This is a genomic window from Paraburkholderia yinzeri (assembly GCF_046581065.1).
GTDB lineage: Bacteria > Pseudomonadota > Gammaproteobacteria > Burkholderiales > Burkholderiaceae > Paraburkholderia.
Genome location: NZ_JBFOCJ010000003.1, coordinates 438,225 through 463,559 on the forward strand (window position 1 = coordinate 438,225; position 25,335 = coordinate 463,559).

Annotated in this window: 17 protein-coding genes and 1 pseudogene; 14 read left to right on the forward strand and 4 right to left on the reverse strand. The window is 60.4% G+C overall.

Translation table 11 applies throughout. The annotated features are described in order from the left end of the window. Window positions 1-94: 94 nt before the first annotated feature. Complete coding sequence (tssJ, locus tag WJ542_RS28780; protein WP_411192956.1) at window positions 95-697, reverse strand: type VI secretion system lipoprotein TssJ; 603 nt, start codon at window positions 695-697, stop codon at window positions 95-97. Between the two features lie 331 nt (window positions 698-1,028). Between tssJ and WJ542_RS28785 the strand changes: the two genes are divergently transcribed. The 9 genes from WJ542_RS28785 to tssA all read left to right on the forward strand — a co-directional run bounded on the left by WJ542_RS28785 (window position 1,029) and on the right by tssA (window position 11,758). Continuing rightward, entirely contained in the window at window positions 1,029-1,709 is a 681-nt protein-coding gene (locus WJ542_RS28785) for a tetratricopeptide repeat protein (protein ID WP_411192957.1), read from the forward strand. Window positions 1,710-1,750: 41 nt separating this feature from the next. After that, a complete protein-coding gene (gene tssB, locus WJ542_RS28790) occupies window positions 1,751-2,269 on the forward strand; it encodes a type VI secretion system contractile sheath small subunit (protein ID WP_411192958.1) in 519 nt (172 codons plus the stop codon). A gap of 14 nt (window positions 2,270-2,283) precedes the next feature. Then, the gene (gene tssC, locus WJ542_RS28795; RefSeq protein WP_411192959.1) at window positions 2,284-3,783 is read left to right on the forward strand and encodes a type VI secretion system contractile sheath large subunit; all 1,500 of its coding nucleotides are present in this window, start codon (window positions 2,284-2,286) and stop codon (window positions 3,781-3,783) included. A gap of 67 nt (window positions 3,784-3,850) precedes the next feature. Further along, window positions 3,851-4,354 carry an Hcp family type VI secretion system effector gene (locus tag WJ542_RS28800; RefSeq protein ID WP_411192960.1) on the forward strand — a complete coding sequence of 168 codons (504 nt, stop codon included), beginning with the start codon at window positions 3,851-3,853 and terminating at the stop codon, window positions 4,352-4,354. 67 nt (window positions 4,355-4,421) lie between these two features. Continuing rightward, entirely contained in the window at window positions 4,422-4,907 is a 486-nt protein-coding gene (tssE, locus tag WJ542_RS28805) for a type VI secretion system baseplate subunit TssE (RefSeq protein WP_411192961.1), read from the forward strand. A gap of 80 nt (window positions 4,908-4,987) precedes the next feature. Beyond that, complete coding sequence (gene tssF, locus WJ542_RS28810; protein ID WP_411192962.1) at window positions 4,988-6,826, forward strand: type VI secretion system baseplate subunit TssF; 1,839 nt, start codon at window positions 4,988-4,990, stop codon at window positions 6,824-6,826. Further along, window positions 6,790-7,890, forward strand: coding sequence for a type VI secretion system baseplate subunit TssG (tssG, locus tag WJ542_RS28815; RefSeq protein ID WP_411192963.1), 1,101 nt, complete (start codon window positions 6,790-6,792; stop codon window positions 7,888-7,890). Before tssF ends, tssG begins: the two co-directional genes overlap by 37 nt. Before the next feature lie 40 nt (window positions 7,891-7,930). Continuing rightward, window positions 7,931-10,597, forward strand: coding sequence for a type VI secretion system ATPase TssH (tssH, locus tag WJ542_RS28820; protein ID WP_411192964.1), 2,667 nt, complete (start codon window positions 7,931-7,933; stop codon window positions 10,595-10,597). A gap of 57 nt (window positions 10,598-10,654) precedes the next feature. Beyond that, complete coding sequence (gene tssA, locus WJ542_RS28825) at window positions 10,655-11,758, forward strand: type VI secretion system protein TssA (protein ID WP_411192965.1); 1,104 nt, start codon at window positions 10,655-10,657, stop codon at window positions 11,756-11,758. A gap of 25 nt (window positions 11,759-11,783) precedes the next feature. On the opposite strand, the gene WJ542_RS28830 is transcribed toward tssA, so the two are convergent. Both WJ542_RS28830 and WJ542_RS28835 read right to left on the reverse strand, forming a co-directional pair. Further along, window positions 11,784-12,542, reverse strand: a complete 759-nt coding sequence (locus WJ542_RS28830; protein ID WP_411192966.1) for a hypothetical protein — start codon at window positions 12,540-12,542, stop codon at window positions 11,784-11,786. 8 nt (window positions 12,543-12,550) lie between these two features. Then, window positions 12,551-13,630 (reverse strand): hypothetical protein, encoded by a 1,080-nt coding sequence (locus tag WJ542_RS28835; RefSeq protein WP_411192967.1) that lies wholly within the window; start codon window positions 13,628-13,630, stop codon window positions 12,551-12,553. Window positions 13,631-13,844: 214 nt separating this feature from the next. Between WJ542_RS28835 and WJ542_RS28840 the strand changes: the two genes are divergently transcribed. The 4 genes and pseudogenes from WJ542_RS28840 to WJ542_RS28855 form a co-directional block, all read left to right on the forward strand. Next, window positions 13,845-15,734, forward strand: a complete 1,890-nt coding sequence (locus tag WJ542_RS28840) for a type VI secretion system Vgr family protein (protein WP_411192968.1) — start codon at window positions 13,845-13,847, stop codon at window positions 15,732-15,734. Between the two features lie 36 nt (window positions 15,735-15,770). Further along, window positions 15,771-16,193 (forward strand): DUF1795 domain-containing protein, encoded by a 423-nt coding sequence (locus WJ542_RS28845; RefSeq protein ID WP_411192969.1) that lies wholly within the window; start codon window positions 15,771-15,773, stop codon window positions 16,191-16,193. A 13-nt stretch (window positions 16,194-16,206) separates the two neighbouring features. Beyond that, complete coding sequence (locus WJ542_RS28850) at window positions 16,207-20,787, forward strand: DUF6531 domain-containing protein (RefSeq protein WP_411192970.1); 4,581 nt, start codon at window positions 16,207-16,209, stop codon at window positions 20,785-20,787. A gap of 433 nt (window positions 20,788-21,220) precedes the next feature. Continuing rightward, window positions 21,221-21,673, forward strand: a pseudogene (locus tag WJ542_RS28855) (RHS repeat-associated core domain-containing protein); the annotation flags it as partial. 2,309 nt (window positions 21,674-23,982) lie between these two features. Here the strand turns inward: WJ542_RS28855 and WJ542_RS28860 are convergent. Then, window positions 23,983-24,204: a hypothetical protein gene (locus WJ542_RS28860; protein ID WP_411193593.1), complete on the reverse strand. Its 222-nt coding sequence runs from the start codon at window positions 24,202-24,204 to the stop codon at window positions 23,983-23,985. Here WJ542_RS28860 and WJ542_RS28865 point away from each other — a divergent pair. Continuing rightward, window positions 24,124-25,290, forward strand: a complete 1,167-nt coding sequence (locus WJ542_RS28865; protein ID WP_487007210.1) for a lytic transglycosylase domain-containing protein — start codon at window positions 24,124-24,126, stop codon at window positions 25,288-25,290. The genes WJ542_RS28860 and WJ542_RS28865 overlap by 81 nt on opposite strands. Window positions 25,291-25,335: the final 45 nt, after the last annotated feature.

Here is a 25,335-nt window from a genome sequence, read left to right on the forward strand (position 1 = left end):
TGAATGAAGCAGGGCGATCGGCAGTCGAGCCCCCCGAATTGCATCCGTAATTGTTAAATTTTGTAAATCGACATTCATTTTACTCGGCCGCCGGCTAACCGCAGCTAACCGACGAAAGCATATTGAGCGGCTGCGACGGCATTCCCTGAACCGGTGCGATCACACTGCCGTCCGTGACCGTCATCGCGCAATTATGCAGGCCGATGATTATGCCGGATTTCTCCGATTTTGCCGGGTCGAACGTCAATTTCCAGCGCTGCACAGCGGGATCTCTAAAGAGCGCGACAATGCCGAACGCTTGAGCGTCGCGTGAAACTTTCTCGGTCGCCGTATAGCGCTGGCCGGGAATCAATGTGATTTCGCGCACGCTCAGCAGGTCGGCGCCCAGCACGCTCTTTTCCTTGTCGGGATCGGTAAAGCTGTCGAAGGGCGCCTGCTGGAACGAAGTCGGATCCTTCAATACGTAGAGCCGCACGACGAGCGCGAGCGGCTTGTTGTCGGTCGCCGCATTGAGGTTCTGCGCCGCGTACAGCGTGATGCCGACGTTGCGCGGCGGCTTCGGGGCGTCGCTCTTGCCCATGCCGGCCACCTGCATGACGGCGCTCGCGGCGGTGCCGAGCAGCGGGGCCGCCGCGCAGCCGGCCAGCAATGCGCAGGCGGCGAGCGGCAGCGCATGGCGAGTCAGATGGGCGCTCATGTTTATCCGGCTTGCCGCCATTTTGTGCTGGTCTCGGTCCTGGTCTCGATTGCGCATACAACTAACGGGTAGCGGTTCAGGGAAATTTTGCCCGATTAATCGGGGTGTAGTTTGCTTGCCAAGTAAATGTTACGGGGTCGCCTAATGCATAATGCATCACCCAGTATATTGGGGTACGCCTTTGTCGGACGTCCGCACTATTTATAAAGGTTTACTCGATCGCGAAGATTGAATTATGAAAAAATCACCGGTACTATACCGGCGCATCTCAAAAAGAAAAAGAACCGATATCCAACTTTAAACTTCATCCGTGCACATCGGTGAAAAAACGATGAAAAACCGTTTGTTTACAAGATTCTCCGGGGTAATGGTGGCATGTGGGGTGGCTTGCGCCGTGATGGCCGGCTGCGCGTCGACACAGCAGAATGTCCCGCCCACCGCGGACCAGTTCAACAAGCAGCTTGCCGACGCGGACGCCGTGGCGAAGGCAGGCGACCAGGACAAGGCAATCGGTCTTTACCAGGACCTGGCGAAGGCCGATCCGACTCGCGAAGAGCCGTGGTCGCGCATTGCGCAGATCCAGTTCTCGCAGAATCACTATGGGCAGGCCATCGTTGCCGCGCAGGAAGCGTTGCAGCGCGATCAGACCGACCGCACGGCGAAGAGCGTGCTGGCGGTTTCCGGCCTGCGCATCGCCACCGAATCGCTTGGCGAGCTGCGCGACGACGCTGCGCTCCAGGGCGATGCGAAGTCGGATGCCCAGGCGCTGGCGGTCCAGTTGCGCGACACGCTCGGCGAGTCCGAGCTGTTCCCGCCGGACCAGCAGCCCAAGCAGCCGGTGAAGCGCCGTCGCGTGGTCCGTCATGCGAAGGCTCCGGCCGTCGCGTCGGGTGCCGACGCAACGGCCGCCGCCGCGCCCGCGAATCCGGCACCGGCCGGCGCAGCACCGACGGCAGCGGCACAGGCGCCCGCGCCGGCGAAGGCCGGGGATCCGTTCAGCGCGTTGCGCTGAGCATGCGCGTGGTACGACCAGACTAGATACGGGAGCCGCAGATGGCGAAGAAAGAAAGCATTCAGAAGCGTTTGCAGAAGGTGCGGCCGCCGCGCGTGCAGTTGACCTATGAGGTCGAGAAGGGCGACGCGATCGAGGTCAAGGAGCTGCCGTTCGTTGTCGGCGTGGTGGGCGATCTCGCGGGGCAGTCCGAGATCGAGCAGCCCAAGCTGCGCGACCGCAAGTTCGTCAGTATCGACCGCGACAACTTCGACGATGTCATGAAGGCGATCGAGCCGCGCGCCGCGTTTCAGGTGGAGAACCGCCTGAGCCAGGAAGGCGGCAAGTTCGCCGTCGACCTCAAGTTTCGCGGGCTGGACGATTTCAGTCCCGACGAGGTGGTCGAGCAGATCGAGCCGCTCCGGCGCCTGCTCGAAGCGCGTTCGAAGCTGGCCGATCTGCGCAACAAGCTTGCCGGCAACGACAAGCTCGAGGATCTGCTGAGCGAAGTGTTGAAGAACACGCAGCAGTTGCAGGCGCTTGCGAAGGATGCGGGCGGCGACGACTCACAGGGCGAATGAGGACGGGTGTCGAGATGAATCAGCTGAATCAGCAAGGCGCTGTGGTCCCGACGGGCGATGCCGAATATGCCGGCGGGACGACGCTGCTCGACGAGATCGTCGAGAAGAGCAAGGTGGCGAAGTCCGAGTCGGAGCATGCGCGCGCGAAGGATCTGATCGGCGAACTCGTGCATCAGGTGCTGGACGGCACGGTGATCGTGTCCGACAACCTGTCGGCGACGATCGATGCGCGTGTCGCGGAACTCGACCGGCTGATTTCCGCGCAGCTTTCCGCGGTGATGCACGCGCCGGAATTCCAGAGACTCGAAGGGACGTGGCGCGGGCTCAATTATCTGGTCAAGGAGAGCAATACCGGCCAGACGATCAAGATCAAGGCGTTGCATGCGTCGAAGCGCGAGATCGTGCGCGACTTCAAGGCCGCGACCGAGTTCGACCAGAGTGCGCTCTTCAAGAAGGTCTACGAAGAGGAGTTCGGTACTTTCGGCGGCGCGCCGTTCGGTACACTGATCGGCGACTTCGAGCTCTCGCGTCAGCCGGAGGACATGTATTTCATCGAGCAGATGTCACATGTGGCGGCAGCCGCGCATGCGCCGTTCATCGCCTCGGCGTCGCCGGAACTGCTTGGCCTCGAATCGTTTTCCGATCTCGGCAAGCCGCGCGATCTGGGCAAGGTGTTCGATACGGTCGAATACGCCAAGTGGAAATCGTTTCGCGACTCGGAAGATTCCCGCTATGTTGGCCTTACGCTGCCGCGTTTTCTTGGCCGCCTGCCGTTCAATCCGAAGGACGGCCAGATCGCCGAGACGTTCAACTTCGTGGAAGACGTTGACGGCACCGACCACGATAAATATTTGTGGTGCAACGCGGCGTGGGCCTTTGCGGCACGGCTGACAGCCGCGTTCGACGACTTCGGCTGGTGCGCGGCGATTCGCGGTGTCGAGGGGGGCGGTCTGGTCGAAGATTTGCCGACCCATACGTTCAAGACCGACGATGGCGAGATCGCGCTGAAATGCCCGACCGAAATCGCGATCACGGACCGTCGTGAGAAGGAACTGAGCGATCTCGGCTTCATCCCGCTCGTCCATTGCAAGAATTCCGACTATGCCGCGTTCTTTGCTGCGCAGTCGGTGCAGAAGCCCAAGAAATACAACACCGACAGCGCCAATGCGAATGCCGTTCTGTCTGCCCAGTTGCAGTACATCTTCTCGGTATCGCGTGTTGCGCACTACCTGAAGGCCATGATGCGGGACAAGATCGGCAGTTTCGCATCCGCGCAGAATGTCGAGTCGTTCCTCAACCGGTGGATCTCGCAATACGTGCTGCTCGACGACAACGCCACCCAGGAGCAAAAAGCGCAATTTCCGCTGCGCGAGGCGTCCATTCAAGTCGCCGAGATCCCGGGCAAGCCGGGTTCGTATCGCTCGGTCGCGTTCCTGCGGCCACATTTTCAGCTCGACGAACTTTCGATTTCCTTGCGTCTCGTCGCTGATTTGCCCAAGCCTGCCAATGCGTAAGTGAAGCGCCCGGACGGAGGTTGCTCGGGTAGGACGTTAAAACCACCCTATGGGGAGTTGAAGCATCATGCTAGATATGTACATGAAGTTTGGTAATCCGGTTATCAAGGGCGAATCCGCCGATAAGGACCACTCGGGCTGGGTCGAACTGAAGTCCTGGAACCACACGATCACCCAGCCGCGTTCGGCGACGGCATCGACGTCCGGCGGCCATACGTCGGAGCGCTGCGACCACGGCGACATGCAGTTCACGAAGGAGATCGATTCGTCGAGCCCGCTGCTGTATCAGCACTCGTCGGGTGGTACGACGTTCGACGAGGTGACGATCGATTTCATGCGCGCGGATGGCGAAGGCAATCGTGTCAAGTATCTCGAAGTCAAGCTCAAGTACGTGATCATCTCGAGCGTGGCGCCGAGCATCGAGCAGGAAGGCCTGCCAATCGAGACGTTCACGCTGAAGTATGCCGCGGTGCAGTGGAAGCAGACGCAGCAGAAGATCGGCGGCAACCAGGGCGGTAACACGCAGGGCGCCTGGAGCCTGACGAAGAACGACAAGACCTACGCGGTCTGATGCGGGCCTGAGGCAACGGGGCGTTTCACCCGTTCCGTTGCTGCTTTTGTTTCGACCGGGCTGCGTGATGAAACGTTTCGAACCGAGCTTTCTGGACAAGCTGTACGACGACGAACCGCACCAGCCTGCCGCGGCGGCCATGCGGCAGTTGTCGATAGACGAACTGAAGAACACGGTGGCCCGTGACGTCGAGGCGCTCCTCAACACGCGTATCGCGTTTGCCGATGAGGATCTCGCGCCGCACCCCGAGTGCCAATATTCGGTGCTGACCTATGGGCTCAACGATTTCGCCGGGCTGAGTCTTGCGAGTCACTACGACCGTGCGTTCATCTGCAAGTCGATTCAGCAGGCGATCGAGCGGCACGAGCCACGCCTGCAGCGGGTGCAGGTGAAGTTCGAGCTCAACCAGCAGTCGACCAACGCGCTCTATTTCGCGATTCAGGCGATGCTTGTCGTGCATCCGGCCGAAGAGCCGGTCAATTTCGATGCGATGCTGCAGCCTTCGACGCTGCAGTACGCGGTTACGCGCACACGGGCCGCGAAAGCGCCGTAACGCTCGATGCCGCGCGGGGCCGGAGGACCGTCCGGTGCACGCCCCGCGATCTGGCAACGAAAGAAGTCTGGGGTTCATCGATGGAAGAGCTGCTGCCGTATTACGAGCGCGAGTTGTCATATCTGCGGCGCTATTCGAGGGATTTTGCCGAGCGCTACCCAAAGATTGCCGCGCGTCTTGCGCTGTCCGGCGAGCATTGCGAGGATCCTCACGTCGAGCGGATGATCGAATCGTTTGCGCTGCTCGGTGCACGGATCAACAAAAAGCTCGACGACGACTACCCCGAATTCACCGAAGCGCTGCTTGAGGTACTGTATCCGCATTATCTGCGGCCCTTTCCGTCGTGTTCGATCGCGCAGTTCGCACCTGCCGCTCAGGGACAGCAGACGGGCGCCAGTGTGGTGCCGCGAGGCACTACGCTGAGAAGCCTTCCGATACGGGGCGTGGAGTGCAAATTCCGTACCGCGTACGACGTGACGCTTGTGCCAATCCGTATTTCCGAAGCGCGGTACATACCGGTAGCGCTTGCGCCAGGTTCAACGGTGCTGCCGGCAAATGCGACGGGTGTCATTTCTATCACGTTCGAATCGCTCGCACCCCAGCTCGATCTGGGTGCGCTGCGAGCCTCACCGTTGCGCGCGTATCTTCAAGGCGAGCAGTCGTTTGTGGCGACTCTTGTCGATTGCCTGTTCATCAGCGTGTTGGGCGCGTACGTGGAGCCCGAGCGTAACGGTCGCTGGACCAAACTGCGCAATTCACCGGTTGCCCAGGTCGGTTACGACGAGGCAGACGCGCTTATCGACTATCCCGCAAAGTCTCATCCGGCGTACCGGCTGCTGAGTGAATACTTCGCTTTTCCGGACAAGTTCGATTTCGTCGATTTCGATCTGGCGTCGATTGCGCAGGCGGCTGGCCATTGCCGGCGTGCAACGCTGCATCTCGTGTTGCAGGACGTGCGTGGCGATTCGCACGTCGCGCGCTTGCTCGAACTGCTGAGCGCGAATCACTTACGCCTGTTCTGCACGCCGGTCGTGAACCTGTTCCAGCAACATGGCGAGCCGATCCGGATCACGCACCGGGCTTTGTCGTATCCGGTGATCGCGGACGGTCGGCGAGCTTCTGGATACGAGATTTATTCGATCGATTCGGTGAAGCTCGTCCGGCAAAAGGAACACGAAGAGAGCGTGATCGAGTTTCGTCCTTTTTATTCGTTGCATCACGGCGAGGCGGCGCGCATGGGCCACTACTGGTTCGCGCGCCGTGACGAGCAGGTCGCGCAGAAAAGCCCGGGGTACGAAACCGAGATCTCGATCGTCGACATCGACTTCGAGCCGAGCATGCCGCAAACGGACACGCTGAGTCTCGATCTCACGTGCACGAACCGCGATCTCCCCGCCCAGCTTGCGTTCGGCTTGGCCGGTGGCGACCTGTTTATGGAAGGGGGCGAGAAGTCCGGAAATTTGATTTCGATGCTCCGCCGGCCGACACCCAGTGCGCGCTTCGCGCGCGGCCATGCCGTGCACTGGCGGCTGGTGTCGCACCTTGCGCTCAATCACGTGTCGCTTGCCGATCACGGGCTGGCACCGCTGAAGGAAGTGCTGACGCTGTATGACCTGCGGCGTAGCGCGGTGTCGCTGCGGCAGATAGACGGCATTGTCGGCATCGAGCAGCGCGGCGCCGTGCAATGGCTGCCCGGCAAGCCCTTCGCGACGTTTGTCCGCGGTATCGAAGTGCGTGTGACGATCGACGAGGAGCACTTTGTCGGTTCGAGTCTCGCGGCATTCGTGCGCGTGCTCGATCACTTCTTCGGGTTGTATGTGCACCTGAACAGCTTTGTTCAACTGATCGTCGTGTCGAAGCGCACCGGCGAGGAGATCATTCGATGCAAACCCCGAACCGGCGAATCGATCCTGGTGTAGTCGGCCAGTTGCTCGACGAGCCGTATCGCTTCGAATTCTTTCAGGCGGTGCGCGTGCTCGAGGGCTGGTTTGCGCGGCAGGCGGTCGAGGCGCCCGAGGTCCGGCGTCAGGGTAATGTCGTTGCCCAGCGTATCGGGTTTCGAAACACGCTATCGCTCGGCTTTCCGGCGAGCGAGATCGAAAGCGCGGAATCGTTTGACGCAGCCGGCGCACCGCTGAAGAGCGTCGACGCACGCAGTGCGGCGCTCGCATCTGGCGAACTCGACCATGTCGAGCTCACGCCCGCGTTCTTTGGTTTGCTCGGCAGCCAGGGGGCTTTACCGCTTCATTACACCGAGCAGATCGTTGCGCGCGAGCATTTGAAGCGCGACCGTGCAGCACGCGCTTTCTTCGACGTGTTTTCGAACCGCGCGACGGCGTTGTTCTACACGGCGTGGAAGAAGTACCGGCTGCCGTTGCATTACGAAACCGACCGTGACGAACGCTATCTCCCGCTGCTGCTCGCGATCGCGGGCGTGGCAAGCGACGACGTCAGCGAGGCGCTGGGAGCAGGGCGCGGCGGCCTGCTCGACGAGGCCGTTGCCGGCTACGCGCTGGCCGCGCGACATCGACCGATGTCGGCCGCCTATCTGCAGCGCGTGCTGTCCGACTATTTTCGCGTGTCCGTACGCGTCGACCAGTTCGTCGGCAAGTGGTACGACGTGCCGCCGGACCAGCTTAGCGTGCTTGGCAATTTCAACGTTACGCTGGGAGCGACCGCGCTCGTCGGCGCGCGCGTATGGCAACGGGACATGCGCGTGCGGCTGGTGATCGGTCCGCTGTCTAAGCGCCATTACGGGGCGTTCCTGCCTGGCGGCGAACAAGCGCTTGCGCTCGAGCGGATGCTGGCGCTGCTCGCTGGCGTCACCATCGAATACGAGGTGGTCCTCGTGCTGCGCCGCGAAGACGTAGGAGCGAGCGTACTGGGCGCGGGCTCGCGTCTTGGCTGGGATGCCTTTCTGTGCACGCGCGACGCCGGGCGGCATCGCGACGATGCGCGCTACGAACTGCACGTGATCCACTGAAAACAACGAAGACGCAACGAACCCACGCGAGACCGTTTCCATGAGTACGCCTCTGAAGACCCTGATCACCAAACTGGATCCGCTGTGCAGGCGGGCAGCCGAGCGTGCGGCAGGCGCGTGCCTTTCGCGCGGCCACTACGAAATCGAACTGGAGCATCTGTTCCTGGCGCTGATCGACGATCCCGCGTCCGACGTGACGCTCGCCCTGCGCGCGAGCCGCATCGACGTGCACGCGGTGCGTGCGGACCTGGAGCGCGAACTGCCGAAGCTGAAGACGGGCAACACGCGTACACCTGTGTTCTCCGTGCATCTGATCGCGCTTTTCGAACAGGCGTGGCTAATCGCTTCGCTCGATACGGAGTTCGGCCGTATCCGGTCGGGGCACCTGCTGCTTGCGTTGTTGAGCGCGCCAGATCTGGTCCAGCTTTCGCAGCAGATGTCCGCGCTGTTTGCCAGCGTGCGCGTGGCCGACTTGAAACACAAGTTCGACCTCCTCACCGAAGGTTCGGCGGAGGCCGAGCCGCATAACGCAGGGACGCCGGAAGCGTCAGGCACCGAACCGGCGGATGCGGCGCAGGCTGCGAGGCTCTCGAAGACTCCCGCGCTAGATACATACACGACAAATCTCACGCAGCGCGCGCGCGACGGCAAGATCGACCCGGTGATTGGCCGCGAAGCCGAGATTCGCCAGACGATCGATATTCTGATGCGCCGCCGCCAGAACAATCCGATCATGACGGGCGAAGCGGGGGTTGGCAAAACGGCCGTCGTCGAAGGGCTGGCGCTGCGCATTGCGGCTGATGACGTGCCGTTGCCGCTGCGCGGTGCGGCGCTCCACATGCTCGACATGGGCTTGTTGCAGGCCGGGGCAAGTGTGAAGGGCGAATTCGAGAACCGGCTGAAAGGCGTGATCGACGAGGTCAAGAAAAGCCCGCATCCGATCCTCCTGTTCATCGACGAAGCGCATACGATCATCGGCGCGGGCGGACAGGCCGGCCAGAACGATGCCGCGAACCTGTTGAAGCCGGCGCTCGCACGCGGCGAACTGCGCACGATCGCGGCGACCACGTGGAGCGAATACAAGAAGTACTTCGAGAAAGACGTGGCGCTTGCGCGGCGCTTCCAGGTCGTGAAAATCGAGGAACCCGGCGAGACCCTCGCGGCGTCGATGCTGCGCGGGATGGTCGGGCTGATGGAGAAACATTTCAACGTCCGCATTCTCGACGATGCGATTACGGAGGCCGTGCGTCTGTCGCATCGCTACATTAGCGGCCGGCAACTGCCCGACAAGGCGATCAGCGTGCTCGACACCGCATGCGCCAAGGTTGCGCTCGCCCAGAGCACGACGCCCTCGGTTATCGACGACACCAGGAGACGGATCGAGCGGATCGACGCCGAAATCGCCTCGCTCGAGCGCGAGGTGTCCGCAGGTGCTTCGCATGACGAACGACTTGGTGAGCTGCGCACCGAGCGCGAAGGCGCGAGCACGCAGTTGGCAGCCGATGAAGCACGCTACGAACGCGAGCGGGCAATCGTGGCCGAGATCGCACCACTGCGGGCGGCGCTCGATGCGGCGCGATCTTCCGTCGCGGAAGGCAAGTCGGTTGACGTGCAGGCAAAGCGCGAGGCACTCGCGGAGCGCGTCGCGGCGCTGCATGCGCTTCAGGGCGACGAGCCTATGGTGCCGATGCAGGTCGATGGACACGCGGTTGCGGAAATCGTTGCGTCCTGGACCGGTATTCCGCTGGGCCGCATGGTCAAAGACGAGATCGGAACCGTGATGAACCTGCATTCGCTGCTGGCCGCACGCGTGATGGGTCAGGACCATGCACTTGAGGCCATCGTACAGCGCGTGCGAACCGCTACGGCAAATCTCGAGGATCCGAACAAACCGCGCGGCGTATTCATGTTCGTCGGCCCCTCGGGCGTCGGCAAGACCGAAACCGCGCTCGCGCTTGCCGACATCCTGTACGGCGGAGAACGCAAGATGGTCACGATCAACATGAGCGAGTATCAAGAGGCACACAGCGTTTCGGGGCTGAAAGGCTCGCCGCCCGGCTATGTCGGCTACGGCGAGGGCGGCGTGCTGACCGAGGCGGTTCGGCGCAACCCCTATTCGGTCGTGCTGCTCGACGAGGTCGAAAAGGCGCACCCGGACGTACTCGAAATGTTCTTCCAGGTGTTCGACAAGGGCATGATGGACGACGCCGAAGGCCGCGAAATCGATTTTCGCAACACGTTGATCATCTTGACGTCAAATGTGGGCTCGTCCGCGGTAATGCAGGCGTGCCTGAACAAGCCAGCCGAGGATCTGCCGGATCCGGATGCGCTGACCGAAACCTTGCGGCCACAACTGTACAAGACGTTCAAACCGGCGTTCCTTGGCCGGATGAAAGTCGTGCCGTATTACCCAATTTCCGACGAGGTGCTGGCAGAGATCATCGAACTGAAACTGGAGCGCATTCGCCGGCGGATCGAAGCCAATCATCGCGCCGCGTTCTCGTGGGACGAAACGCTCGTCGACGCGGTGCTCGCGCGCTGCACAGAAGTCGATTCAGGCGCACGCAATGTCGATCACATCCTGAACGGAACACTGTTGCCGGAGATTGCGACTCGTGTGCTTGAGCGGCTCGCCGAAGGCGGAACGATCGACCGGATCACGGTGCGAGCCAACGACACCGGCGAGTTCGAGTACACGCTTGCATGAACGCTGCTGCGCGCGGCACACGATGACGCACTGAAGAATCCCTCGATTGCCTGAACCATGTCCATCAATCTGACCGAACTGCTGACACCGATCAGCGACACCTCACCGTGCGGCGAAGACTTGCTGTATTCGTCCGACTTTGATGCGATTCAGCACGCACGCCGCTTCGATGATCCCTCGCTCGACCAGGGGGAGTGGGTTACCGAGATCAAGGAAGCAGATTGGGGCTTCGTGGTCGAACAATCGACCACGTTGCTTCGCGCCCGAACCAAAGACCTGCGCCTTGCCGTGTGGCTGACCGAAGCGCTTGGCATGGACGAAGGCGTCAAGGGATTGACGCAAGGTTACGCCTTGCTGGAGGGGCTGTGCCGCGACTTCTGGGAAGGCGTACATCCCATAATGGATCGTGACGATGCCGAATATCGGCTTGGTAACGTCTCGTGGCTCGTGGCTCGTACGGCGGAACTGCTGCGCGCGGTGCCACTGACCGAAGGCGACTCTAATGCGTTCAGCATGGTCGACTGGGAAGTCGCCCAGCACGTGGCGCAAGCGGTGCGACGCAATCCGGAGCATGCTGACGACATTGCGCGCGGCAAGCCGTCGGTCGAGCAGATCGACGCGTCGAAACGGATGACGCCGGTTGCGTTCTATTCAGCGCTGCTCACGGATTTGAAGGTGTTCGCGGCGGCGGTCGACGCATTCGAGAAGGAACTCGAACAGCATGCGGGCAATGCGGCGCCCAGCTTCCGGCAGTTACACGATGCATATGAAAACGTGTATGGGCTCGCGGAGCGATTCGCGCGAGAGCAGGGGTATAGCGATACGCCGCCAAAGACCCAACCGGTGCAGGACAATGTGCCGGAGAGAGTGGAGCCAGGCTTCAAGACGCCGCTTCATGCGCAACAACCGCCCGCGCAGCCAGGAGTGGCACCGCATGCGGGGGGGGGCGGAGAAATCCGGAGCCGCTCGCAGGCCGTGGCGCAGTTGCGGGCCGTTGCGCGGTACTTCCGGCAGACGGAGCCGCATAGCCCCGTTGCCTATCTCGCGGACAAAGCGGCGGAGTGGTCGGAGATGCCGCTTCATGTGTGGCTTGAGAGCGTCGTGAAGGACGACGGGTCGCTTGCGTATCTGCGAGAGTTGTTGGGGGTGAAGGCGGAGTGATCCGGCGGCATCTGCCTCGTGGCGCTCAATCCCGATAGCGCAGGCGGGGATTGAGCAACCGGGCGACAAAAATGGTGCGGCGGGCTTCTTGAAGTGCAGCAACGTTGTCGAACTCGAAACGTTGGTTGCGTTGTCGTTCGGCTTTACGAACCTCGCGGATACCAATTCCATAGGTAACGAAATAGCGCAGCAGAAAGAGCGGCGACACCATGAATGCCGCCACCACTATCATCAGTAGCAGAGTCTTTCCGGTCGCGCCGAAGAGTGCCCCGACAAGACCGGGCATGGCAATCCCAAGTGCCGCTCCGATACTTGCCACGGCATTTGTCTGCGATGTTTTCTTGCCAGATTCCCCGGTTCGCACGATTCGCCGAACTTTCCCTTTTTCGATGACGAGCGCGGGATTCGAGAGTGTTTTATCAAACTCACTCCAGCTTCTACGCCGTTCCTTGTGGTAGCAAATCAGATAGGTGATTGTCAGCAGAACAAAGTAAGTAATTATCACCGCGATTCGCACCGCTTGTGGCAACCACGGATCGAGCGCCGTTTGGGTCATCGCGGCGATGAATAAAAAGAAATTGAGCGTAAGCAGCCATTTCAGCCCCTCATGGTAAGTCGTGTACCGGGTCGCGAAGAAGGACGCGAACAGGCTATACGCAAGTACGATAGCCAATAGGGGAAGAACAAGCCACGTGGTCGGCGGGAAACATAGTGCGACCAATCCGCTGGTTACGACGGTCATAACAAACAGAGCAATGGGTGTACGGATGAGTGCCTGTTCCATGTCTCTGCTTACCAATGATGTTCTGCCATGAAGCGGTCCCATGCGTTGCCGATGCGCTTTCCTGCGTAATGCGACACGAGTACCTGCACGCCGAGGCCGACGCCAAAGCCGATTGCCAGAACAGCCAGTGCCGGGAGTTCGGCGGGGAGGCCCAGGGTTGCGACGATAATGCCGGGTACATAGGCTCCTGCTCCCCAACCTGCCAGCCAGCCAGCAGCGTTAGCTGGCTGGCTGTGTGCCTCGAGGCTCATGAACTGGTGCAGGTTGTCGGCGTCAATGGCATCGAAAATGGCCTGCGGCCCTAACGCAAGCAGACCACCCGCGCTTACGCCGGTAATGTGACCGCCGACTGTTTCGCCGAAGCCGTCGATGTTCAGCCGGTTCCTGGCTTCAAGCGCTTCCAGTGCCGCCTGTCGATAGGCGGGAATGCGGACCACGTTCTGAGCGGCGCGGTTTCGCAAGACATAGCCCGCCGCCTTTTTGCCGGCGGGAATTTCGAACATCCATTTGCCGTCGACACGCGTCAGTTTCAGCACGTCGCCAAACCGCTTGCGCGCCGATTTGATCCCTTGATTGCCGCTTTTTCTCGCCCACGCCAACAACTTCTGACGCACGTCTTCCGGTATGTCCAGCAAGTCGGACGTTGGAGCTTTCTGGGCTGCGGAGAGTGCTGCGCCGGTAGCCGTTGCCAGCGTCGAACCGATGTTGGTCGGAGCGTAGAGACCATTTAGTACGTCGCCGCCCAATCCCGGCACGCTCTGCGCCTCCTTGTAAAGCTTGCCGAACTCCGTCTTGCTGAAACTCTGTTCGGCATCGCGCAATGCCTGCCGAAGCTGGACAAGCGTATTCAGACGCTCGTCCGGTGTCATTTCAGTGTCGTACTTGAGCTTTGCAATCAGATAACGGCTTGCCGCCCCCGGATCGGCCGGATAGCTGCCACCAATATCGAAAGTCGTAGCCGCCACGTCGGTACCCATGCCCAGCACCGGGCCGATCCCGGGGCCCGCTCCCGGTCCGAGCAGTCCGGGATGTCCGTACAGCGCCCCCGGATTTTCCGCCGTACAAGCATAAAAATCGGTATCAGCCATTTTTACCTGACTTGCTTAAGATGGGTTGGCAACGAGGAAATTCTGACCGGCTATATATTGCACAATGCTATGGCGACCAAACTGTTAAAGCCGGCTACAACTGATTTCGGGCGCAGGAAAATCCATCTATAATCGCCGGGAAGATTTTAACCGCCTTCGTGTCGAAAAACCACGATCTCTCGTGGATAGCGCCGTATGCGCATAGGGGAGCCGCATGCAGATGTCCGATTTCACCCAGATCCTGAGTTTGCAGAATAACAGGCTCTTTTCGCTCAAGACCCCGTTATCCGGCCAGTCGCAACTGCTTGTTAACGATTTCGCCTATCACGAGGAATTGTCGCGGGTCTATACGATCGAGTTAGGGCTGACGTCCCAGGATTCGACAATTGAACTGAAAGAGCTGATCGCCAAGGATCTAACGGTCGATCTGAGCATGCAGGACGGCACCACCCGGTATTTTCACGGCTATGTGACGCGTTTCGTGCATCTCGGCACGGATGGCGGATTGTCGACCTATTCGGCAACGCTGCGGCCGTGGTTATGGATGCTCGGCCGCCGGTACGATATCCGCATCTTTCAGGAGAAAACGTCGGAAGCCATTCTTCGCGAGGTTTTCTCCCAGTATGGCGCGATCGCCAAATTCGAATTCCGGGTCCGCAGGACGTTGAAGCCGTACAGCTATTGCACGCAGTACAGGGAGTCGGACCTGAATTTTTTCAAGCGGTTGCTCGAGCAGGACGGCCTTTTTTTCTATTTCGAACATGATGAGCAAGGCCACACCTTGATCATTACGGACGACTCCGTGGTAGCAAAGCCTATCGACGGCAATCCGGTGCTGCGGTATGCCACCGGAGAGATGTTCGACGAGGAAAACGTCGTTACCCAGTTTCGCGCGGACCGCAAGCTGGAGTCAGGCCGTGTCAGTCTCAAGACCGCGGACTACAAGGCGCCCGCCGCCCGCCGTTACGTCTCCGGCGACACGTTGACGAATCAGGGCGATGTCGAAAAGTACGAGATCTACGATTATCTCGGCGCTCACGGTTTCGATTCGACGGATCGCGGTGAGGAACTGATGCGGTTTCGCCTTGAAGCGCTGGAGGCGGAGGGCAAGGTTTTCATCGGCGCGAGCAACTGCCGCACGCTTACGGCTGGCCGCACCTTCCAGTTGACGGGCCACTACGATCACGACAGCGGCCAGGATGAGGAGCGCGAGTTCCTTGTGATTGCCGTCAGTCATCACGGCACCAACAACTTTCAAAGCGCGCAGGGATCGGCGACCTATTCCAACAGTTTCGTCTGCATTCGCAAGAAGATTCCGTTCCGGCCTTCTCTCACGACACCCAAGCCGATGATCGCGGGGCCGCAGACCGCTATCGTGGTGGGTCCCAAGGGCGAAGAAATTTATACGGATGAACTGGGCCGCGTGAAAGTGCAGTTTCACTGGGACCGGCTCGGGCAGATGGATCACCGCAGTTCGTGCTGGGTGCGGGTTGGGCAGGCGTGGGCCGGCTCGGGTTTCGGCGCCGTCCAGGTTCCCCGGGTTGGCGACGAGGTGGTCGTGTCGTTTCTCGACGGCAACCCGGATCGCCCTCTCATCATCTCCCGCGTCTACAACCAGCAGAACCCGCCGCCATGGAAGCTCCCCGAAAATGCGACGCAAAGCGGCATCCTGTCACGCTCCACAACGGGCAGTTATAGCACGGCCAATGCGATTCGCTTCGAGGACAAGAAGGGGGCCGAGGAGCTATGGCTGCAGGCGGAAAAAGACATGAACGTCGTTGTCGAGGACGCGCAGACGACGCAGGTTCTCGGTGGTGACCGAACTATCACGGTTGAAAAGGGGGACCAGAAAACTACCGTCTCGGCGGGCAATCTGGTGGACACCGTAACGCAGGGCGATACGAACCAGAAGACGCCGGCTGGCACCCATACGATCGAAACGAAGGAACTCTGGATCAAGGTGGGCGGCGACGACGGCACGAAGATCCACATGACCGGCGATGCGATCGAGATCTACAAGGGCGCGTCGAAGATCACGATCGACGGATCGCAAATCAAGGTCCAGGCGAGCAATACCCACATCAACCCCGACAACAAACCCTGAGGGCTGACCAGCCGAGCCACAGGAACGGACGAGATCATGTACCAGATGCAGGAAGGGACGTTGTCGTTGCCACCCGAGTGGCTCGACAAGACGATGAACGTGTTTGTGTCCGCCTCGACGGGCACCGAGGGTGTGAGCTTCGTGATTACGCGGGAGCGCCTGCCTTGGGGCATGCGGTTCGAGGAGTACACCGCGGGGGAGGCCAGAAAGCTGGAAAAGCAGGTCCCGGGTTACGAGTTCGTGGCTGCGAGCGAGTCGCAGGTGTCGGGGCGCAAGGCCTCGGTGCACGACTTCAAATGGTTGAATAACGGCTCGCCGGTCCAGCAGTTGATCACGATGGTCGAGCATGGCAAGCAGGTGCTGATGCTCACGTTCACGGTTCCCGGCCATCTCAGCGACACGCAAAGAGCGCAGGTGCAGGCCGTCGTGCAGAGCCTCAAGTTAAACGAACCGAACTGAGCGATACGCGATCATGGCCGACCAGGACGTGAATAACACGGACTCCGAAGTACCCTCCGGCAGTGCGGACGAGCGGCTCGCATACCTCAATACGCTCGAAGACGGCGACGCGACCAAACAGCAGCAGATGAAGTGGGTCGACGGCGCCAACTACGGCATGCTGGGCGCAGATGTCGGCTATGGCAGCTACGCAGCCGGGGCGGCGGCGCTCGCTGCGCCGGGTGCCACGGGCGCGGCGGCGGCAGGCGCCGCCGCCCTTGCCGCCGTGCCGGCTGCCGTGGCGCTGGGGGGGGCGTGGCTACTGGGGAAGATAGGCGTAACCGGTGCAATTGAGAAGGGAGCCGAGCGCGTAGGGGATGCGCTCGGCCTGACCATCGGGAATGGCGATCCTCACCCCGCATGCGTGGATGACGAGATTGCCCATTCGTCGGGATTCTGGGGGATGGTGGCGGGCCTCGCCACCGGCGTCGCGATCGGCGCAATGGTGGCGGCGACGGTGGCGACCGGTGGTCTGGCCGGCGCGCTCATTGTCGGCGCCTGCATGGCCGGGGGGCTCAGCCTTGGCGGCGCCCTCGCGGCGGCAAGCCAGCACATGGGCAGCAACTGCGGAAAGATAACGACTGGCTCGTCCGACGTCACGTTCGAAGGGCGGAAGGCGGCAAGAGTGACCGATGTGGTCGCCTGTTCGAAACATTCCAGCTCGCCCGAGCCTCTGGTCGAGGGTAGCCGGACGATCACGATCAATGGTTTGCCGCTCGTTCGGATCGGGCACTCCACTCACTGCAGCGCCAAGGTCAATTCGGGGCGCAAGAGCGTCTGGGCCGACACGACGACTGGACAATACGGTCCCAGGAATCCCGAGCTCTCCGCCGCTGAGGAATTCCTTGCCGGCTTGCTGGGCGGCCTGATCGGCGCAAGGATTGGCGGCATGCTCGGCGAGGCGTTGAAAACGCCCGAGCCGACAGAAAGCGCGGAAATCAGCGGCAAGAATGACGAGGTTTCGACCTGCAAGAAAGACCCGGTGGATGTCGCGACCGGCGAAATGCTGGAAATTCGCACCGATCTGGCCATTCCCGGGGTATTGCCGCTCGCGCTCAGGCGCCGTTATCGCACCCGGTCGGACGACAAGGGGTTGCTGGGTTACCGCTGGTCCGACAACTGGTCGCAACGCCTGACAATCGACGACGGGCGGTTCGTGCGATTCCACGACGGTACCGGACTGGCGATTGGTTTCGACGCCCCGGACGTGGCGCTCGACGGCGTCAACCTGCGTGAGCCGCGCTATCGGCTTATTGGCAGTCGCCAGGAACCGCGGATTCTGGACCGCAATACCCGCCAGTTGCTGGTCTTCGCGCCGCTGGTCGAGGGACATTCGTCGCGCCTCGAGCGGATCGAAGATCTGTCCGGCAACACGATCGCATTGGCGTACGACGCGGGTGGGCGCCTGAGCGGACTGGCGCACAGCGACGGCTACCGGCTCGAGGTCGTGTATCACGGGAAAGACCATCGTCCGCAGCGTATCGTGCTGCACGACGCGGACGGAAGTCTGCGAACGCTCGTCGATTACGGCTACGAACGGGGCAGGCTCGTGCAGGTGGCGAGCTTCCAGTTCGGCCAGTTTCACTACGCGTACGACGAACGCGGCTGGATGACGCAGTGGCGGGATACCGATCAAACCGACGTTCGGTATCGGTATGACGACGCCGGGCGCGTGGTCGAGACGGGTACCCGGCAGGGTTACCACACGGGACGATTCGTCTATGAGGCCGGGCGTACGCGCGTGCTCGACGCCGACGGCGAATGGGTTTACGACCACGACGACGAAGGTCTCGTCAGCGCCGAAACCGATCCGCTCGGCCATTGCACCCGGTCCGAATGGGAGCTTGGCCGGTTGGTGGCGCGGATCGATCCGCTCGGACGGCGCACGAACTACCGCTACGATCACCGCGGGCAACTGACCTCGGTCGAGGAAGTCCCGGGCCGCATCATCGGCTTCGAATACGACGACGAGCAGCGACTCACCGCGACGATCCTGCCCGGCAAGGAACGGATCAGGCTCGAGTACGATCATCTTCACCGGTTGACCGCCAGGATCGAGCCCGATGGCACGAAGACGGCCTACCGGTACGGCTCGCATGGGGAACTGCTGCGCATCATCCAGGGCAAGCGCGAGACGCGACTCGACTACGACGACCGGTTGCGGCTAACCGACATCAAGCTGCCCAGCGGCGCGCATCTCCGGCGCAAGATCGACGTGCTGGGCCGCGTGCTTGAGGAAACGTCGCCCGAGGGGCACGTGACCCGTTTCGACTATGCCGCAGGCCCGGACAATCCGCGTGGCTTGCTGAGGGCCGTCACGCGGCCGGACGGGTCGACGACGCGGGCGCAATACAACAGCGAAGGACTGCCCGTCGAGTGGACCGATCCGCTTGGACGCACGGTGCAGAGGACCTACGGACCGTTCGACCTCCTGACGGCCTCGATCGATGCCGCGGGGCATGCGACGCACTTCGGGTACGACCATGCAACCCGGCTGACGAAGGTCGTCAACGCGCTCGGCGAAACCTGGACCTACCGCTATGACGCAGCCGGCCGCCTTGCGGAAGAAATCGATTGGGGCGGCCGCGCGACGAAATACGAGCGGGACGCGATTGGCCGCCTCCTGACGAAGACGCTGCCCGACGGCGGACAATGGCGGTACGCATACGATGCGTTTGGCCGCCTGACCGGAGTCGACGCCGGTGACGTGAAACTGGCCTACCGCTACGACGTACGGGGACGGTTGGCCTCGGCGGAGGTGCGCGGGGAGCAACAGTCTCACGTGACGCGTCTGGCGTACGACCGGAACGGCCGCCTGATCGGCGAAGATCAGCATGGCGAACTGCTGCGGCACGTCTACGACGTCGACGGCCAGCGTCAGTTGCGGATGACGCCGCGCCGCGAGACGGCGTATGCGTACGACACGCTCGGTACGCTGACGCGGGTGGGTGGGCTGACGATCGAGCGCGACGGCCTGGGCCGGGAGACCGGCCGGCAGGCGGGCGACTTCATTGCGCAACAGCAGTACGACGCACTCGGGCGGCTACGGCGGCAGATCGCCGGGCCCGCGCCGGCGCTCGAGGCTTTGCAGACCGATCCGGTTTGCGCGCTCGAGCAACTGACCCGGCAGGGGTATCACTACGATGCCGCCGGACAACTGGAGCGGATCGAGACGGACGCCGACATCTCGACCTATCGCCGCGACGTGCGTGGGCAGGTTATCTCGGCCGAGAGCTTGCTGCAGCCCGCCGAACACTTTGCTTATGACGCGGCGATGAACATCGCGGCGAACGGACAACAGGCGCCGGTGGATGTACACCGCTATGGCCGGGGCGGCTTGCCTGAGCGAGTAGGCTATGCGCGTTACCGGTACGACGCGCGCGGGCGCACGATCGAGAAGACGGTCGAGCAGCCAGGCTTCCGGCCGAAGATCTGGCAATACACGTGGGACGGTCTGAACCGGCTCGTGAAGGTGGTGACGCCGGAGCGCGGCGTGTGGGTGTACGGCTACGACGCGTTCAACCGGCGGGTGGAGAAGCGCCAGGTGGGCGGGCGCGAGGCGGTGAAATTCCTGTGGGACGGTCCGGCGCTGGCCGAGCGATGGGTCGAGCAGCGGGACGGCACGACCGGGGAGGCGGTGACGTGGCATATCGAGCCGGGCAGCTTCGCTCCGCTGGCGCAGGAGACGGACGAGGGCCTGTATCCGGTTCTGACCGATCAGGTGGGCCTGCCGAAGGCGGTGTTCGATGCGCAGGGCAAGGCGGTGTGGAAGGCGTCGTACTCGCTGTGGGGCAGGCTGCTGCCGGCGCTGCGGGCGGCGAACGACGATGATGGTGCGTGCGGGATCGATACGACGCTGCGGTTTCCGGGGCAGTGGGCGGATGATGAATCGGGGCTACATTACAACCTGAACCGGTACTATGATCCGGAGACGGGGCAGTATCTGAGCACGGATCCGATTGGGTTGCACGGTGGTCTACGCACTCAGGCTTATGTGCCGGATCCGGTGCTTTATTTCGATCCTTTAGGTCTTGCTATATGCGCCTTTCGATATGAACGTTACAAAATCTATCGTGAGGCGGGGTATTCTGCGGAAGATGCCGCAAAATTTTCAAAGCTGGGGAGTTCTAGTTTTTATGTCAATAGTAATGGAGTAGCATTACCGGCCGTCGGCTATCGTTACATGGACAGCCGCTTTGCGGCGACAACTGCGAGTACATTGCAAGCACCATTAAGTTATTTTGGATTTTCAGATCTATCTTCTGGAGCATCCGTGCGCGACGGATTCCAGATATTCTACGAAGAGGGGAATCCTGATTCGTGGAGCGATGGGCGCTTAAAGGGAGAATTTGATACATTACAGCTATTTAGCCAAGATGGATCAGTTAACGCACGAGTCCCATTTTCTAATGGAGATAATGGTACAGATCTTGAGCCCATAACCAGTGCATATCCAGAATATGGGTCAGGAGGCCAGGCGCAGCTTCTGCCAGCAGCACCTGGCACTAAAGTTAGTCTTGATAACGTTACATTATTACCCGAAAATGACCCCTGATGAACTTCGAGTCAATTTAATTCATCTTATTGAAAAATATGCTCAACCACAAAAGAAGCGGGAGGATTTGTTAGCACTTGTCGTTCGAGATAGAATTCCAACCAAACACATTTTGGCCGAACTGACATCGGACTTATCTGGGAGAAGTTCTCCGGAAGATCAAGCACTGCTGAAGGAGATAGTATTCAACTATTGTTGAATAATCAGGCCTGAAAAATCACAAAATTTTGTGAATTGAGTCTTCGAATCAGAAATGCAGCTGTGGGAATTGTAGAAACTTGGCACATTAACACGAGAATCCTGCATCTTTTGATGAGATACAGATGGAGCTGAAGGCGCGGTTGAAACACTCTAAGCGAAAAAGCTCAATTCGTCAGACCCCTCGGGGACGAAATTTCCTTACCTTGCATATGCAGGTTGGAAGTGAACGGCGCTGGCCGAGCGATGGGTCGAGCAGCGGGACGGCACGACCGGGGAGGCAGTGACGTGGCATATCGAGCCGGGCAGCTTTGCGCCGCTGGCGCAGGAGACGGACGAGGGCCTGTATCCGGTTCTGACCGATCAGGTGGGCCTGCCGAAGGCGGTGTTTGATGCGCAGGGCAAGGCGGTGTGGAAGGCGTCGTACTCGCTGTGGGGCAGGCTGCTGCCGGCGCGGCGGGCGGCGAACGACGATGATGGTGCGTGCGGGATCGATACGACGCTGCGGTTTCCGGGGCAGTGGGCGGATGATGAATCGGGGCTGCATTACAACCTGAACCGGTACTATGATCCGGAGACGGGGCAGTATCTGAGCACGGATCCGATTGGGTTGCACGGTGGTCTACGCACTCAGGCTTATGTGCAGGATCCGGTGCTGTGGGTGGATCCGCTGGGCTTGGCCCCTTGCTTTGAACCGATGGCGCGACAGCGAAACGAGGCGTTTTGTTAAAACAGCCGACGGCGTTGATTCTCATTGGGATCAATTTAGAGGCAGTGCCTCATATATAACTCCAGCAAGTGCGCTTGATACTTACGGACGCAATCCTATTGGACGCCCTGATGGGCAATTTGTTATGCCATCTTCGTATTTAGACAGTCTAATGAAATCCGCTGGTGGGAGTGTGTCCGAACTTGAACAGGCGCTTGGAATTCCATCCGGATCGTGGTAAAGAACTCCTCTTAGCCGTATTGATATTCCAGATCCGCCGTCGGTTGATCTTCGTATAGCAACAAGCAACGAGTCGGAAGCGAATGCTCTTTGGAAGCCAGGAGGGTATACATCTGGCAGTATTCCGGAAGCAGTTACGGACCAAATCCCTGCTGGAAGCTATATTGAAAATCCCTTGTGAATATTTTAAATATGATTGAAATGGACGAGTTCAATGAACCATGGTTATATAGAGTATTTTTTAGGGGAAATTTGCCAATCATGGCTGTGCTAATGGGCGGATTTTCTCAATATGAAAGGGAAATAATCTTGACGGAGGCTCAATATGAAACATTCCGCAAGGATCGCAACGCCGCACGAATTTTTGCAACGGCCATATTGAAAGGACAAATCGCTCCCTAAGCAACGTAAAAGCTCGGTCTGCATGCGGTGCAAGCCACCGTGCCGTCTTGCACCGCATGACTGAGCGTGGCACACCGCACGCCGTCAAGGCCAGGCTCTGCGGGCGCGCGTTGCGCTGCCTTGACGGGTTCCGCGCCGGAGCGGTGCGCGACGGCGAGCGCAGTTCTGGAGCGGTGAGGCACACGGCCCTGTTTCGCCGGGTTTGACGGCGGCCTGCGGCCGCCGTCAAACCCGGCGGGATGTCAGGCTGCCGAAGCGGAGACACTCGTGCCTGAGGAAAAATTCTGTTCTTTAAGCGGCTCGGGTGCTGGAAGCCTTGGCGGGCCTGGTTTGCGGCCCGCCCGCGGGGAGTTTGCGTCAAGGCGGTTTGTTTACAACCTGAACCGATACTAAGATCCGGAGGCGGGGCAGTATTTGAGCACGGATCCAATCGAGCTCGGCGGAGTCCTACGCACTCAGGCGTATGTGCGGGATCCGGTGCAATGGATTGATTCGCTGGGGTTGGCGGGGTGTTCGTTGTTGTATAGAGGTGTGAGTGCCAATCTCCCTGCGATTGAAGACGCGAACCGGTATAGACGTTTCTAGTCCATGGAGAAAGATGCTTGTGATGGGTAACATAAAGTATTTAACTTCTCTGCTGAATATGGGCGGTCAAGATGATTGGCATGACCCCCTATTCGAGGTTCTGCGATCAACTGATGTGAAGGAAATTCGTGGTAACCCTCAGTTGTATCGTGTGTCGTTTCTTCGGAATAGGGCAAGAATGCGGCGGAACAACTCAACAAGGTTGGGACTGGATACATTTGGTCTGCCAGGCTTGATCGCAGAATTGGAAAGGCTTCCCGCTGAGCAGCAGTTGGAGAGCTACCGAATAGAAACCGCTTCATATGTTGGTGCCTGCTTTGTGTTAAGCGAGCGAATCGTTGGATGCGAGTTTGTTAAGCGAGGGCTTTCTAGAACCTATCCATTCAACGGACGAGATAAATAACAGATCGACGGACCAAAAAAATAGCGGAGACTGGGCAGTATTTGAGTGAGGATCTGATCGGATTGTCCGGTGGCTTACGTACTCAGGCTTATGTTTATGATCCTACCCACTTGGTCTTCAGTCTTGTGTGGAGCCTTCCTGATCCTTTGCGCGATTGGTGTGCCGTTGGTTGGCGTCGGCCTCTATTTCCTTTTCGGCATGACCGTTGTGGGCAGCGCGCGCCGCAAACGCTGAACCGATCAAGGGGCTGCGACAGTTACAGATCGCGGCTCCGCTTCCGCGATTAGCGGCACGGCAGGAATACCCGCCATATTCGGCATCGTCGTCGGATCAGCGCGTCGTTCATACCGGTAATATCGACCGAAAGAATTGCCGATATATGAAAAGAGGGCGCATGCATAGCGCCAACCGAAGCGTGGCGCCCAGCATTGATTATGCGAGTCGAATACCGCATCGAGAGCCGACGTTTTCCTCTCCGGTATGGCAGTACCAAGCAACCAAACCCGCCCCCCCAAAGGAAGCATTTGTCTTTTGCAATGCTTGATTTTAGAATCGGGCCTGCCCGAAGGCAGAACGATTCGCATCATGACGGTGGAACAGGACCAGCCACCCATCGCGAACTCAATCAGCATCATGTCTGCGAAAGGCCAAACAATTGTTAAAAGCCGACCCAATGGATTGAAACTCGATTCAGGCGGTCATCCGCGCCGAGCAGGTAACGTAGCGACGCGTGATTCGAACTCCAACCATCATGCCGTTTCAGCAATGCAGCCCGGCCGGTAGCCCTCTGTTCCGGATAATCGTATTCGCCGCTTTTCTGCCAGGCGCACAACACACCGCCCATGCCGATTGCATCGACGATGCCGCCGCTTTCCAGCACGTCAACGTCAACCTCATGCGCGGCATCGCGCAGGTCGAATCGGGGATGAAACCGGACCGGATCAACACGAACAGCAACGGCACCACCGACATCGGGCTCATGCAGATCAACAGCTCGTGGCTGCCCGTGCTCGCGCGCGAGGGCATCAGCGAGCAGAGCCTCTTCGATCCCTGCACGAACGCGTACGTCGGTGCGTGGATTCTCTCGGAGAACATCCGCCAGTTCGGACCAACCTGGAATGCGGTCGGCGCGTACAATGCGGCTTCGCCGGACAAGCGCCTCGTCTATGCGCGCAAAGTCTATGATGCGGTTCAATCCATCTCCGGCTCGTCGGACTCGTCCATGCCTATCCTCCCGCCTTCGTTCACACCGCCGCAGGCGTACAACCCGTTCGCGAGCCTCGAGATCAATTCCGTGCAGCCCGCGCGCGGCGGCGCGAGCAGCGGCATGCCGCCGGGCATTCCAACGCCGGGTGGTGCATCGGGTTCTGCCGTCGCCTCTTCGGCCGCGTACAACTTCGGCTGGACTGTCACGGGTGCGGATCAGGCGAAGCCGATCCAGGTGTTCGACGACGGTTCGAAGGTGTTCGTGCAGTTCACCGACATGAAGCACGTCCCCGCGATTTTCGGCGAGACGCCCACGGGTTCGCGCGTGCTGTTGCGCTGGGATCTGCAGTTTCCGTATGCGGTGATCGCGCGGCCCGAAAAGACGCTGGTGTTTCAGATGGGGACGTATGAGGCGCGTGCGCAGCGCACGCCGGGCAGCGTCGCGCAGGGGAGTGGGCAATCGGGCAGCGCACCGGCAAGCGGCCCGGCGGCTAACAACGCAACGGCGAACGCAATGGCGCATGCCACGGCGGCGATGCCGGCGAGCGCCGCTAGCCCGGTTGCCGTATCGAAGGAACGTGTATCGTCGGCGACCGACGCGCTCTGGTACGCAACCCAGTCGACGTCGAAATCGGCAGCGCCGCAAGCAACCCCACTGCCCACAACACCCGTTCAGCCGGTTGCGTCCCCGCCCGCACAGGAAAAGGCAACGACGAAATCCAGTCCGGGCACCGACGCGCTCTGGTACATCACGAAGTGATCGAACGGCGGGCCCTCCGCGGAGCCCGCCCATCCCCTCGCCGCG

Excerpts from the sequence above, each read along its gene's own strand:
- tssJ (WP_411192956.1), bottom strand. The coding sequence starts at position 697 with ATGAGCGCCCATCTGACTCGCCATGCGCTGCCGCTCGCCGCCTGCGCA.
- WJ542_RS28785 (WP_411192957.1), top strand. The coding sequence starts at position 1,029 with ATGAAAAACCGTTTGTTTACAAGATTCTCCGGGGTAATGGTGGCATGT.
- tssB (WP_411192958.1), top strand. The coding sequence starts at position 1,751 with ATGGCGAAGAAAGAAAGCATTCAGAAGCGTTTGCAGAAGGTGCGGCCG.
- tssC (WP_411192959.1), top strand. The coding sequence starts at position 2,284 with ATGAATCAGCTGAATCAGCAAGGCGCTGTGGTCCCGACGGGCGATGCC.
- WJ542_RS28800 (WP_411192960.1), top strand. The coding sequence starts at position 3,851 with ATGCTAGATATGTACATGAAGTTTGGTAATCCGGTTATCAAGGGCGAA.
- tssE (WP_411192961.1), top strand. The coding sequence starts at position 4,422 with ATGAAACGTTTCGAACCGAGCTTTCTGGACAAGCTGTACGACGACGAA.
- tssF (WP_411192962.1), top strand. The coding sequence starts at position 4,988 with ATGGAAGAGCTGCTGCCGTATTACGAGCGCGAGTTGTCATATCTGCGG.
- tssG (WP_411192963.1), top strand. The coding sequence starts at position 6,790 with ATGCAAACCCCGAACCGGCGAATCGATCCTGGTGTAGTCGGCCAGTTG.
- tssH (WP_411192964.1), top strand. The coding sequence starts at position 7,931 with ATGAGTACGCCTCTGAAGACCCTGATCACCAAACTGGATCCGCTGTGC.
- tssA (WP_411192965.1), top strand. The coding sequence starts at position 10,655 with ATGTCCATCAATCTGACCGAACTGCTGACACCGATCAGCGACACCTCA.
- WJ542_RS28830 (WP_411192966.1), bottom strand. The coding sequence starts at position 12,542 with ATGGAACAGGCACTCATCCGTACACCCATTGCTCTGTTTGTTATGACC.
- WJ542_RS28835 (WP_411192967.1), bottom strand. The coding sequence starts at position 13,630 with ATGGCTGATACCGATTTTTATGCTTGTACGGCGGAAAATCCGGGGGCG.
- WJ542_RS28840 (WP_411192968.1), top strand. The coding sequence starts at position 13,845 with ATGCAGATGTCCGATTTCACCCAGATCCTGAGTTTGCAGAATAACAGG.
- WJ542_RS28845 (WP_411192969.1), top strand. The coding sequence starts at position 15,771 with ATGTACCAGATGCAGGAAGGGACGTTGTCGTTGCCACCCGAGTGGCTC.
- WJ542_RS28850 (WP_411192970.1), top strand. The coding sequence starts at position 16,207 with ATGGCCGACCAGGACGTGAATAACACGGACTCCGAAGTACCCTCCGGC.